Below are 12,588 nucleotides of genomic sequence, written 5' to 3'. Positions count from 1 at the left end.
CCCCACCGCGGCCACCAGCGCGACCGCCAACCCGACCTTCCCTAGCGGGCTCATCCGGGGCCGGGAATACGGTCGAGAGCCAGGCCCGGTCGCGCCGCGCGTCCGCTGCATTCGCCTCTCTGGCGCGGACGGATCGCTCATGGGTTTCCCGGAGTGGTGAGTGGCCGTCCTTCCCACTCCACGATCTGCATGCCGACGCCGCCATGGCCGGCGAAGTAGATGTTCCGCGCAAGCCAGCCCTCGGGGGTGCGCTCCATCCGTAGCGTCTGGACCTCGCGCGGACCGTCGCCCACGTGGATGATGCGGTACACGACGTAGGCCGCGTCGGGCCCGTCGGGAACGGCACCGAGCACCTCGTGGCGGTTTCTCGGCAGGGCCGCGCGTCCCTCTGGAGTGATCGTGCCTCCGCCCCGCTCGATCTGCCGCGCCGCGAGGCTGCGCCAGTCCGTGGCCTCCAGGAAGCGGGCGAACATTTCCTTCGCGGAGAGCGCCTCCAGCTCCGCGAGCGTCTCCACGCGCGCGAACCCGTCGGACAGCCGCGGGGGCGGGAACCTCCTGCGCATCTCGGCCGAGCGGCTCGCCTGGTACTCCGCCACCACGCGTGGCATCGCCGGGTCGCTCCGCATCAGCTCTTCGGCGGTCTCGGGGCGCTCCAGCTCGGGCGCGCGCCGCGCGTGCTCCAGATGCCGCAGGCGTGTCTCTTCCAGCGTTGCGGGATGGACGAGCGCCGCGGCATCTGCCCACCGCGCCTCGGCCACGGCGAGAAAGAGCGCGCGTGCGGCCTGCGTGGCCTCTTCCGCGGGGGATCGCTGCGGAGTCTGGGCCGTACCGGGGATCGGGGTGGCCATCATCAGCATGGCGATGCAAAGGATTCGGCGCATGATGGAGCTCACTGGTCGATGGGTCCTGGAATCGAGGTGCTGTGCGGTGCGGCAAGCTGCCAGCAGTCGGAACTCGGCTGCACCGTCATCCTACGCGTGGTCCAGCTCATTCAGGGGAGGCAGCGGCTTGATCTGGTCGCCGCTTGCGCGCACTATGCGGGCGAGGATGTCGGCAGGCAACTCCCCGTGCGACAGCCAGATGCAGCCGAGCGCCCATCGGAACCGGGAGTCGCGGCGCGCCTCCGCCTCGACATCCTCGATGAGCTCGGCGCCGTGCAGGCGAACCAGATCCTCGAGAGGGCCGGCAGCATAGAACCCGAGGTCGTCATCGGGTGCGGTACGAAGGAGCTCCAGCACGAGGCGCCAGGCCGTCTGGGCGGGGCCGTCCCAGATTGCACCCTCGAATGCGTCGTGCCCGGCCTCCTCAGAGTCATCCGGATCCGGCGGCGAAGCAACTCCGCCCGAGGCAAGCCGCTTCTGAAAGCCGCGGTATGCCTGAACAACCGCGTCGCTTGGCAGCGGTCCGACGCGCGTGTCGATTGCGTCCATCTTCCTGGGCAGCAGTGGGGGCCGCCGAACACCAGGTTCAGCCACCGGGGCGCCGTATGGCGAGTGGCCACCGGACTATCCTGCAACTAGCTGGGTTCCGGTTATACACGCAAGCGTCCTGTCCGCGGACCCTAGCGCTCCGCATCGCGCCGGGCCGCGCCGTCCGACTGCAGCACGTGACACCACTGCCGTAATCGCGCTCCCGTACTCAGAACAGACGCCTACGATGATCAACCGAGAGGTGCTTTCGCATCGCGCCCGGCCTCCCACTCCCGAAAGAGGATTACCGATGCCCGGATCGCAAGGAGGCCCAGCGCAATCAGCGCAGAGTTGACCACCAGCAAGATCGGAATGCCGATCATGGTCAACCCTCCCCAGTGGTGATCGAGGACGTCCGTAAAAACCAGCCCGCCTTCGATTCCACAGCACCACCCCATCCACCCAAGCAACCAGGCCGAGGGGAACTGGGTGAGAAGTAGAGCAAGCTGAATTCGGCTCTGCTGAAAGCCGCCCAGGCCGAAGTGTGCAATGAGCAGCATGATCCCGCACTCTACTGCACCCGCTACACGGAGCATAAGGAAAAGAGGACGCACCGATGGATCGCGGCGATACCGTCCTAACAACACCGCGGCCGACCACAACGCACAGATCCCGGTGATCAGCGCTACGACTGCCGAAGCCAGGTAGAGGTAGAAGTGGCGGTCGAACGCGACGAGGTCATCCCAGAGTACATACGCGATTGCCTCCGGTATACTCACCGCGTTTCCAACCACTTCAACCGTGCCGACTGTGATTCCCGCGAGAATCCCGATGGCCGCCAACCGCTGCTCGTACAAGTACAGGGCGGCGCTCAGCAACGCGACGGCTGCGGCGACCCCGAGGCGGTCAAAGGACCAATCCGCACCGAAGCTCGCAGTCCCCAGCAGCCCGCCGACAAAAATCCCGGCCGGGTACAATCCCAGCAGCGCCCCCGGGCGCGCGGCGCGGAATCTCCTCGGCATGGTGCTAAGTGGGGACACGAGATCCGTAGTTGCCGCCGACACAGTGCACGCCGGCGACCTGGTGAGGCCGCGTTCGTTGGGCAGCTCGCGCGGCTCCATGATCGACTGGGTCGAACCGTTCGGTCAAAGGGGGCGTTGCCCGAGCAGGCGAGCGGCAAAGGCCCCCACCAACCCGACCGCGCCGGCCATCAGCGGGACGAGGACGACGGTGGTCGCGATGGCACCTGGCGACGTACCCGGCGCCGGCCGCCCTGGACCGATCCAGGCAGAGATCAGCCAGCCGGCCGTGGAGTCCACCAGTCCCGCGGCGGCCGCCGCCAGGACCCCCATCCACGGGCTCCCGGTCGCGCGCGTGGCAAAGAATGCCGCGCCTGCATAGATGAGCCACGAACCTACGCTCGCCGACCCGTACGGAAAGCCAAGAGCGCGGGATGCAGTCGCGGCCACGGCGTCGTACAGGAGCACGGTAGCCGCCGCGAAGAGAACGACTCGCGCGAACGGAGTCACGAGGGGTCGCCCTGGTCTGAAGGATGTGCGGGCGAGGCGAGCTGGACACCCGCAATGTTGCCCGCCCGCGCGGCGCCTGCAAGCGTTCGTTCGGCCCGCGGGCAGCGAACTTGACGCCGTCCTGGCCTCGCGTGTCTCTTACAGGGGCTGATCTTCTCCCCCTCCTCTGGGATCCTAACGCATGGCGATCGAGGTTCGGCCGGCGACGGTGTTCGAAGACGTCAGGACGATGGTGGGGCCGAAGCGGCCGGACGCGAACGTGTGCTGGTGCCTGAGCTACCGCATCCCATCGAAGGAGAACGTTTCGCTGCAGGGTCCCGCGCGCGGCGCCAGGGTGGCCGAGCTCATGGAGCGCGGGCCCATCGGCGTGCTCGCGTACGATGGCGACGAGGTCGTGGGGTGGGCGGCGGTCGCGCCGCGCGCGGAGACCACCTTTGCGCGCGCCCGCGCCATCCCGCACGTCGATGACGCGGACGTGTGGGCGGTGTGGTGCATCCGCGTGAGGCCGGGACACCGCGGGCGAGGGATCTCGCATTCGCTGCTCGCGGGCGCGGTCGAGTACGCGCGGTCGCGGGGCGCGCCGGCCATCGAGGGATACCCGGTCGACAACCAGGGCGGCAAGGTGGATCTCACGATGGCGTACGTCGGGACGCGCGCGCTCTTTGAGAAGGCCGGGTTTCGCAAGGCGGCGGACACCACGTCGGTGATCAACGGATTTCCGCGCGTGCTGATGCGGCTGGAGCTGCGGTAGCGCCTTCCCACGCGGCGGCGCGGAGTCATTGCACGGCGCGATCGTGCTTCGTATTATGCGACGGTTCGTGGATTGGGCCGGTGTCCCCCGCCGGCTTTCAGCGCCGAAATTCCTCCACGTCCACCCTTCCCGCGGGTCCCGCAGTCACACCTTTTGATCCACCGGACGAACATGCGCCCGCTACTCCCCCGTATCATCCCCCCGCTGCTCGCGGTGGGGCTTTCCGCGCAGTACGCCGCCGCACAGCAGTGCGGGCCGGTGAAGGACCCCGTGCAGAGGGACCTGCAGGGCACCATCATGCGGATGGCGCCGGCGACTTACCGGATCGGCGACACCACGTACACCACGAACGTCTACAACGGGCAGTTCGTGGCGCCCACGCTCCTCATCTCGCCAGGGCACACGGTGGACATGTCGGTGGTGAACGCGATGCGCCCCACCAAGGACCAGACGGCGGCGGACGTGGCGTTCACCAACTACCACTACCACGGCCTCGTGGTGACCCCCCGGCCGAACGGCGGCGACAACGTCACGCACGTGGCCATCCCCACCGGCGCGCCGGCCCGGCGCTACGACTTTCCCATTCCCAGCTACCACACCGAGGGGATGTTCTGGTATCATCCCCACCCGCACGGGCTTACGGGATCGCAGGTGGCCGGCGGGCTGAGCGGGGCGCTGATGATCGGCTCCATCCTCAAGTACTTCCCGCAGTACCGCGGCGTGCGGGAAAGGACGCTGCTCGTACGCGACATGTCGTTCACCTTCGCGTCGCGGACGGTGTTCAACATCAACGGCAGCACCTGCGCGCTGCTCCCGGTGGCCCCCGGCGAGAAGCAGCTGTGGCACATCGGCAACTTCGGCGCGAACCACTTCCTGAACCTCAAGCTGCGCGGGATGCAGTGGACGCTCCTGGCGCTCGACGGCAACCCGCTGGCACGCGCCGAGACGGTCGACTCGCTGTACCTGCCGCCCGGGAGCCGCGCCGAGGTGATCGTCACCGGGCCCCCGGTGGGGAGGCGGGTGGAGCTGTACACGGACACCATCTTCCCCAACGCGCGCCCCGCCAGGCTGGGGTACCTGGTGGGCATGCCCTCGCGCTCGGCGCGCCGGGTGGAACGCCCCGTGCCCGCCGGGCGCGACGACGCCGTCATGGACACGCTGCGCTTCCTCACCGAGGCGCGCGAGGTGAACCGGCACACCTTCACCTACCAGTTCGTGGGCGACAGCGCGGGGGTGAACGACACCATCTACGCCCCGAACCACCCGCCGGTGGCCATGCCGTGGCACCAGGTGCAGGAGTGGACCATCATCAACCAGACGAAGAACCTCCACACCTTTCACATCCACCAGACCGACTTCGCGGTGATGACGGTGAACGGGCGGCCGGCCAACGAGGGGCGCCTGCGCGACAACATCCCCATCGGCGTGCACCGCGACGCGTCTGGGAACACGGTGGGCGACACGGTGGTGATCCGCTTCGTGTTCGAGCCGATCGCGGCGGGCCCGTTCGTCTTCCACTGCCACGTCCTGCAGCACGAGGACGAGGGGATGATGCACAACGTCTGCGTCTACGACCCCGCGGACCCCAACGGCCGCCAGAAGTGCAACGCGATGTTCACCAGCGCGCCGCCGCACGCCGCCCACTGAGGCGCGGCTTGGGGTGATGAAAATACTCAGCAGCCGCGGACTACGTCGTCCGCGGCTGCTGAGTATTTCAAACCTAACCGCGGTAGGATTTAGGAACGGTGCCCGCTTGAGGTCCAACTTCTGACGCGCTCCTCGCCTTCCAAAATCAACGCGTCGATGGCCTCCGCCTTTGGATCTTGATTCAGGTACCGGCTCGGGTTCGCCGCATCCAACTGGCATTTGTACAAAAAAGTTGCCAGTCTTTGTGCCACCTCTGGGCGCCAAACCCGTGAAAAGAGCACTATCAAATCAGATAGATCGTCCTCTGATTCGTCGTATGATAGCATGCCATCGGCCATATTCCTCACTGATCTATCAAGGGTGCACAGAATCCATCGACGATTCTCTCCGGGGTTTTCAAGTTGTTGCCGTGCTCGACGGAGCCACTCTCCGATTAGCGTGAGATCCCAAGCAGCATTCCGTACTCCCTCGATAGCCCTCTGACGATCCGGCGAGTAGAGTGCTTTCAGCAACCCAGATCGCGGCGCTCCAGGAGCGAAGTAGTGGGAGGCTAACTGCACAGCGGCCGCACCAATTAGAAAATCGGAGTACATCCACTCAATGAGGAGGCGCATGAGGGCCTCGGGTTTACCGCCGGCGAGTTGAAGATCCGCGATCTTGAGAGCTAGGACATAGCTGCGGCGCCAGCGATAAAGCGGCATGCTCAAATCATGGGATATTCGCTCGCGTCGGGTCTCGGGTGCAGGCTCGGGAAGTGAGTTCTCTTGGCCCAGCGCGAGCTTGGTCCAAGCGGTCGGCAAGATTTCTTCGGCAGTGTAGAATAACTCGATTTCCTGGCCAATTTCCGCGTCACTCATGCGGCCGACGACTTCATGGAATGCAATCGTAGGTTCGATCAGAAGGTCGGCACATTGGGCAAAGGCCATCACGGCCGCCGCGGCGCGATGGGCTGGTGTAATCTTGCCCCCGCGGACTGCTCCAATCCATCGTGTGACTATGTTGCGGTCGACTAAGAGGCAGTACTCCTCACGATGGATCAGCTGTCGGGGTAGGTAGGTGACGACATCGTACGGATCTGCCAGGAACGGACCCGGCACGAAAGGCTGATGCGTACGAAGGATGGCCTGCACACGATCCAGACTTGAGCGAGATACAGGCGGTGTGTACTGGATCAGCCACTCTGTTTCCGCACTGGGCATTCTCTCGAACATCGCAGATCCTATAAAGCCTTGGAGTCTGTTGGCGAGCTGGCATCACCTTCTAAACAAACCATACTTTACCCGGTCTGGCCGGGGGGATTTGGGCAGGATTGTTCGTACATCATGCCCCTACGATAACGCATAAGGCAATCGCGCCTGAAGAAGGTCTCCGGTTCGACGCGTGGCGTCTCTCGCAGGAGGTGGCCAAACGCGCAGGAGTTCTCGTGCGCTCCCGTTTGCGGGTAGACCTTCAGCTGACCCGATTCAGCCGCTACTCAAACTGAGTTTCTCCCCATGAGCTATGATCAGCCAGGCCAGCAATGCAACTAGAGCGAGAGTGAACAATACTACCTGAGCCGTGATCAACCTCTCGGTCCACGATTTCAGTCCATTAACTTCATCATCAATCAACGCGATCTCCCGCTTGGCGCGCGTTTCCGTCCGGAGGCGTGGGATCCGAGCACGAAGACGCGCCTCTCTGAGCCGGATCAGTACTAGACCGCAGCCGACTGTCACCGAAAGCAAGGCACAAAGTCCAGACGCGCAGAAGAATACCGGTGATCCAACTGGAGCACGGTCAGAGCCAAGTAGAACCGACGAAAGGAGTCCGAGGAGTGCGACCGCGTAACTCAAGAAATGGTTAATGACACTCGACCTCTGATCTTGGGCGCGCGATCGCCACTCCTTCATGATCTCTTCGTCAGTCATGCGTCTCCTCCGATGGCTGTCATTCCCGGGCTCAGCCCAATGGGTACGCTGGGCAGAGGGCGCTGGGGGAGTCTTAGCGTTGGTACACCGGCGAAATGGGGGTGTCCAGGTGGACGCCCGGTACGTAGTCCCTCACCGCGCGCTCAGTGTTGGACAGCGCGCCCGGAAGACGTTAAGCGGCGAGGATAGCAGGGGTACGAAGCGAACTCGCTAGAGCATGCCTGCAAGCAAGGGCGGGCGTGGCGATTCCGCTCATCGCGTGCGCCCTGCTGCCGCGCGCGTGAGCATCGAAAGGTGCGCCGCCGAACACCCCGCAAGTAGATGGGTTTTCGGTATGGACGCAAGCCACACGTATGAAAGGGCCGGTCTCGCGCGCGGGGAGACCGGCCCTTTGCTTCACCTTCAAAGCCCCGCTCAGCCTAGCACTGCGCGACCGGTGCGTAGATGCGCGAGTACAGGATGGGGCTGGTACCCTTGGCGTACGTGGCCTGGACGGCGTACTCGTACCAGGCGCCCTGCGTTCCACCGTCCCATCCCCAGTCGTAGTTGCACTCGTACACGCCCGTGTACGTGTTGCCGGAATCCAGGTACGACGTGCCGGTCGTGGTGCCGAGCGTAGTGTAGTAGTGGTTCGTGTAGCTCCCGTTCTGTGTATTGAAGGTGATCAGCGACACGGTGTAGCTGGTGGCGCCGCTCGCCGCGTTCCAGCTGACCAGCGGAGTCCCGTTGGAATCGGTGACGGAGAGCCCCGACGGCCCCGGCAGCGGATAGCGCGAACGAACCGCCGTCAGGTCGGACGAAGCGAAGCCCGCCCACGAGTTGAGCGCCGTTCCGCCGTTCATCACCGAGCCGGTGGCGTTGCCGCTGGTCGGCGTGCCGTAGACGTGGTTGGCGCCCACCGTCCCGGCGCTCTCGCCCAGCTGCGCGTAGTTGCTGTGCCGGAAGCCGATCGTGTGCCCGAGCTCGTGCACCATGTTGTGCACTTTCTGGGCGCTGCTGGTGGAATACCCGAAGCAGGTGTTCACGTAGACGGTGCTCCCCGGATTGCCGCTACCCGGGAACGAGGCGGACGCGGCCACGTTCGACGACGTGCAGGTGGTGCTCACGGTGATGTCTGCCGGGGAGCCCTCCACCATTGTCACGTTGGCGTCGGTGATCCCGCTCCAGTGCGACATCGCGGTGCGCGCCGCGGTCTGCCACGCCGGCTGCGAGTTGAGCCCGGAGAGATCGACCGTGATCTGGTTGATCTTGGTGGACGAAACGAGGTTGGTGGTGGTGTACTGGTAGCGCGGCTTCCCGGGAGCGAGCGGGCCCCCTGCGCCGATTTCCGCCTTGGGGAGGTAGATGTCGCCCTCCACCAGCAGGTAGCTCCCGTGATCCTCGATCATGTCGGTGCGGAAGCCCATCGCACGGACCGCCTCCACCACCGCGTCCGGCGTTTCCGCCCGCTGCTCGGTGGGATTGTCACCGCACGCCGCCACCAGCAGCGTGCTGCACCCGATGGCCACAAACAGACTGCGATTCCACATCGTGCCATCCTCCTGATGGTCGGTTGTTTTACAAGTGTACGAGGGGGATCGACCAGGCTCCCGCCGCACGCCCACCCTGACATCTATCCTATTTAAAGTCTGAAAACGATGCAAGCCCCAATGCACGTCCGCACGCTGATCGCTGAGGCGCCAGCCGGCGGGATCAGGAACGAGGCGCAAATTCGCACTTCGCCACGAAGGTGAATCGGCGAGCGGCCGAGCATCAACTCAGATGCTCGGCCGCTCAAGATGTGCCTCGGAACAACCCCTGCGGCGGCAGCGAGCCGTGCGATTTCACCCGCCGGCTTACCTCGGCTGTCTCACCAGCTGGCCGAGGAGCTCGATGATACGGGCGTTCTGCTGGACGATGATGGCACGCTGGGCCGCCTCGATCGCCGCGAGGCGAAGGAGGGCCTCATCCGCCAGCTGCGAGACCTGCACCGCACCCTGTGCACGGTCGCGCTGATCGACGAATCCCGCGACCGTCACCCCAACGAAGAGCCGCGAGGCGGCGGAGTCGGCGGCCAGATCCGCATAGGCCAACCCCAGGGCACTGGCGGCGGCGGCACGGTCGTTGTCGTTCCGCGCGCGACGCGCGGCCTGTTCGAGAGAGTCGACCCGCAAGATGGGCGCGCTCTGGGCGCTGGCCGAGGCGGCGGTGAAAAGCAGGGCGGCAGTGGCGATCAGGATTCGCATCGTTCCTCCGAACGGGGTTGAGAGCCCAACCGGGATGCCTGGGCAGCCGCTAAGCTAAGCCCGGCCCCGCGGGTACGGTAGAGACGATGCGCACGATCTTGCCCTCACGGCGGTGCGACGCCGGTGCGCTCCGCCAGCTTCGATGCCTCGACAGGGCGCACGCGCGCTGGTGCGGTGCATGGTTGGCGGCGGGTGTCAGCGACTCTCGCTGAAGGAGATTCCGCCTCGGGCCCTCAGAGGAATCGTCTGCTCGGCCTGGTGCGTCGGAGCACGGCGGATCGTCTGGCGGAAACCCGTCGCGCGGAATTGGATCGCCCCTTCCAGGCAGTTGAAAGTCCAGAGCCAGCTCGCTTCCGGTCCTTCGAAGCCTGGACGTGAGGGCTGCGGGTCTGTTCTGTCGAGGTCCTGCACGGTGATGCCTCCGAACGATTCCAGATCGAGTTGGAGGTCGGTGACGTTCTGGAAGATGATCGTAGCTGGAGCGATCCAGAAGCTGAAGTGAGTCTCGTCCGGACCAGGATGCACCCACTTCAGGATGTAGTCGATGTCGAAGGCGATCTCGAACGTCTCGGAGAGGTACGCCATGGCGTGGATCGGCGCATCGTGCCAGCCCATCTGCTCGAAATCAGCGTCGGTCCAGACCCACTTCTCCAGCGTGTACTCTTTGCTCATCCTGGGAACCTCTTCACGACTGGCGCCCCACCAACTTGCAACGCAGGTGGGGGTCAGGGGGCTCGGGGCAGGGGCGGTGGACCGTCGCGCTTCGACGCGTGGATGATCAGCCAGCGCAGGGCCGCGACGTAGGCGATCCACATCAGAAGCGTGATGCCACCTCGCATGGCGCCGTACTCCTCACCCCGAAGACCGAGCCCGTAGTACATCGCGGCGGCAACGGCGATTCCCGCGAGGGACGTCCAGACGGTGAGCGGTACCGCCAGGCAGATGAACCGCTCGATGAAACGCCTGTCGTCGCCGGCGGCGTTCGCGCGATAGCACACGTACACGCCCGCGATCCAGACCGCCACGAGCATCGCGAAGCCGAATGATGACGCGGGTTCTGCGGGGTAATGCGAGCGCCACGCGTAATGAGCGTACTGCACGATTCCGCCGAGCACCATGTACTGCGCCTTCACGCTTTCGGGTACACGGTCGTCCCTCAGGTCCCGGGCGAAGGCGAGCGGGTTGAGCAGGTACAAGGCGCGGGGATCGTTGAGAGTGAGCGGTCGGTGCAGTGCTCCCGCGCGCTGCTCAGGCGGTTCCCGCGAGCAGCGACAGCCACATCTTGCAGTTCGCGCGTCCTTCGGGAATGTCCGCGATGCCGCCGCCGACCGCGGTCGGGGGAACGAAGGAGAGACGGTAGCGCTCGTCGCCGACTCTGAGCTTGAGGCCGCCGCCGAAGTAGTACCACGGCACCTTTACGTCGCCGACGCGGGAGAGCGGCGCGTCGAAGATCGTCTCCTCGTCGTGCGTGACGAAGAGGAGGTGGCCCTGGTCCAGGCCGAGAACTCCCGGCACGTTTCGGGTGAGCCCCTTCAGGAGCCACGCCTGGGTGAACACGCCCTCGCTGGTCCCAGTCGCCTCGCTCATGCGGCCTCAGATGGGTTGAGTGTGCCTGGATTTCGGCTGCGGCTACATGCCCAGTACCGCTACCACCTCTTCGCGGGACAGCTGCTCCCGCAGCCATGCGCCGAGCTCATCGAGCAGCGCAGCCAGCGCGTCCGCATTTTCGCGGAACGAGGCCGCGAATTCCCGCTTCGTCCCCAGGTAGTAGAAGCCTACGATCGGCGGAACGTCGTCGATGGTGGCGGCTGCGCGAAGTGCCCGCGCGACGCCGGCCATGTCATCTAGGATCGCGTTCCACGTCGCGCGCTCCACGTCCATGAAGGCGAAGTGGTCGAACCTTGGCTCGTGCCGCGCGATGATTCGCTCGAAGTACCCAAACACCTCCTCGGTGAGGAACACCGAGCCCTCGTTCCAGCAGGAGTCGCGGTACCCGCCCGGCAGCAGCTCGATGTAGGCTGTGCCCTCAGGGCGGCGGGATCGCGCAAGATCGTGACCGGCTCCATCGGTTGGCTACGAAAAGATTCGGACGCTGGGGTGAACCGAAGGGTGAGCCGCCGAGCTACAACCTTCGAGACAAACAGCCGGCCCCATCGCCAACCGTCTGCCACGACCTCGCCCGTTCAGTCACGGACGAAGTCAGTGGGGTTTTCGATCACGTAGGCAGCACAGCGGCCAGGCAGCCCCTCCAAGCCCAGGCAATCGCCGAAGGCTCTGTCGTAGGGCTCGAAGGCGGCTACACGCTCCGCATCGGGCCCGCGGAGCCGCCGAAGCTGGAAGTTGCGCACGCTGCGCTCACGTGCGGGCCACTCGTCGGGGAAGAGGGCGGCGACCTGGTCGACAACGGACGCGAGTGCCTGGTCACCGACCAGCGCGAACCCTTCCCGTGCTTCGCGCGTGAGCACCCCGGCCGGGTTCGCGAAGAACTGCTCAAACCCGCCGTTCGACACCTCCGCCACGCACCAGTGGATCGCCAGCAACGCTTTCTGGCCCCTGGAAAGCCTCGAGAGCTGGTCGTCGACTGCACCTGGCTCGGCGCTCAGATCGACGGCATCCCACACCGGTTCGATCGCGGCCCAGGCCAGCTTTGCGGGGTCGCGCTGGTCGAGAATGGCTCTGGGGACGCGCAGTTCGACAGGCTGCGCGGTCGCCGCGACGGAGGCGGCGGCGAACTGGACCAGGTCCCACCGGTTGCCGTACAGGTCCTCGAACACGGCGACGGTGCCGTACGGCTGCACGGCCGGGTCGCGAACGAAGCGGATGCCCGCGGCGAGCATGCGGTCGTAGTCGCGCCAGAAGTCGTCCGTGCTCAGGAAGAGGAACACCCGCCCGCCGGCCTGGTCGCCGATGAAGCGCGCCTGCTCCGGCGTGGAAGCCCGCGCGAGCAGGAGCGAGGTTCCGGGCGGTCCGGGAGGCGCCACGAGCACCCAGCGCTTGTCCTGCTCCGGCTGATACGTGTCTTCGACCAGCGTGAAGCCGAGCTTCTTCGTGTAGAAGTCGATGGCTTCGTCGTAGTCGCGGACGACCAGCGCGACGTGCGCGAGCTGTTGATGCACGTGG

Annotated in this window: 15 protein-coding genes; 2 read left to right on the top strand and 13 right to left on the bottom strand. The window is 65.6% G+C overall.

Features of this window, described 5'->3' with window-relative positions:
* Positions 1-137: 137 nt before the first annotated feature.
* From VF647_18115 to VF647_18100, 4 genes are all read right to left on the bottom strand, one after another.
* Entirely contained in the window at positions 138-881 is a 744-nt protein-coding gene (locus tag VF647_18115) for a hypothetical protein (protein HEX8454007.1), read from the bottom strand.
* A gap of 90 nt (positions 882-971) precedes the next feature.
* Positions 972-1,430, bottom strand: a complete 459-nt coding sequence (locus VF647_18110; GenBank protein HEX8454006.1) for a hypothetical protein — start codon at positions 1,428-1,430, stop codon at positions 972-974.
* Between the two features lie 230 nt (positions 1,431-1,660).
* Positions 1,661-2,431, bottom strand: a complete 771-nt coding sequence (locus tag VF647_18105) for a hypothetical protein (protein HEX8454005.1) — start codon at positions 2,429-2,431, stop codon at positions 1,661-1,663.
* A gap of 123 nt (positions 2,432-2,554) precedes the next feature.
* Positions 2,555-2,896 (bottom strand): hypothetical protein, encoded by a 342-nt coding sequence (locus VF647_18100; GenBank protein ID HEX8454004.1) that lies wholly within the window; start codon positions 2,894-2,896, stop codon positions 2,555-2,557.
* Between the two features lie 223 nt (positions 2,897-3,119).
* On the opposite strand from VF647_18100, the gene VF647_18095 reads away from it, so the two are divergent.
* Together VF647_18095 and VF647_18090 are read left to right on the top strand one after the other, a co-directional pair.
* Positions 3,120-3,689, top strand: a complete 570-nt coding sequence (locus VF647_18095; GenBank protein HEX8454003.1) for a GNAT family N-acetyltransferase — start codon at positions 3,120-3,122, stop codon at positions 3,687-3,689.
* Positions 3,690-3,860: 171 nt separating this feature from the next.
* Positions 3,861-5,336 (top strand): multicopper oxidase family protein, encoded by a 1,476-nt coding sequence (locus VF647_18090; protein ID HEX8454002.1) that lies wholly within the window; start codon positions 3,861-3,863, stop codon positions 5,334-5,336.
* Between the two features lie 89 nt (positions 5,337-5,425).
* Here VF647_18090 and VF647_18085 read toward each other — a convergent pair whose 3' ends face one another.
* The 9 genes from VF647_18085 to VF647_18045 form a co-directional block, all read right to left on the bottom strand.
* Positions 5,426-6,547 (bottom strand): hypothetical protein, encoded by a 1,122-nt coding sequence (locus tag VF647_18085; GenBank protein ID HEX8454001.1) that lies wholly within the window; start codon positions 6,545-6,547, stop codon positions 5,426-5,428.
* A gap of 252 nt (positions 6,548-6,799) precedes the next feature.
* The gene (locus tag VF647_18080; protein ID HEX8454000.1) at positions 6,800-7,243 is read right to left on the bottom strand and encodes a hypothetical protein; all 444 of its coding nucleotides are present in this window, start codon (positions 7,241-7,243) and stop codon (positions 6,800-6,802) included.
* Positions 7,244-7,662: 419 nt separating this feature from the next.
* Positions 7,663-8,772, bottom strand: coding sequence for a M57 family metalloprotease (locus tag VF647_18075; protein HEX8453999.1), 1,110 nt, complete (start codon positions 8,770-8,772; stop codon positions 7,663-7,665).
* A gap of 306 nt (positions 8,773-9,078) precedes the next feature.
* Positions 9,079-9,468: a hypothetical protein gene (locus VF647_18070; GenBank protein HEX8453998.1), complete on the bottom strand. Its 390-nt coding sequence runs from the start codon at positions 9,466-9,468 to the stop codon at positions 9,079-9,081.
* 195 nt (positions 9,469-9,663) lie between these two features.
* Entirely contained in the window at positions 9,664-10,140 is a 477-nt protein-coding gene (locus tag VF647_18065; GenBank protein ID HEX8453997.1) for a hypothetical protein, read from the bottom strand.
* A gap of 53 nt (positions 10,141-10,193) precedes the next feature.
* A complete protein-coding gene (locus tag VF647_18060) occupies positions 10,194-10,664 on the bottom strand; it encodes a hypothetical protein (protein ID HEX8453996.1) in 471 nt (156 codons plus the stop codon).
* A gap of 52 nt (positions 10,665-10,716) precedes the next feature.
* Positions 10,717-11,055: a hypothetical protein gene (locus VF647_18055; protein ID HEX8453995.1), complete on the bottom strand. Its 339-nt coding sequence runs from the start codon at positions 11,053-11,055 to the stop codon at positions 10,717-10,719.
* A gap of 42 nt (positions 11,056-11,097) precedes the next feature.
* Complete coding sequence (locus tag VF647_18050; protein ID HEX8453994.1) at positions 11,098-11,430, bottom strand: hypothetical protein; 333 nt, start codon at positions 11,428-11,430, stop codon at positions 11,098-11,100.
* A 221-nt stretch (positions 11,431-11,651) separates the two neighbouring features.
* Positions 11,652-12,584: a VOC family protein gene (locus VF647_18045; GenBank protein HEX8453993.1), complete on the bottom strand. Its 933-nt coding sequence runs from the start codon at positions 12,582-12,584 to the stop codon at positions 11,652-11,654.
* Positions 12,585-12,588: the final 4 nt, after the last annotated feature.

Source organism: Longimicrobium sp., from assembly GCA_036387335.1.
Classification (GTDB): Bacteria; Gemmatimonadota; Gemmatimonadetes; order Longimicrobiales; family Longimicrobiaceae; genus Longimicrobium.
This window is presented reverse-complemented; position numbering and strand designations above follow the sequence as displayed.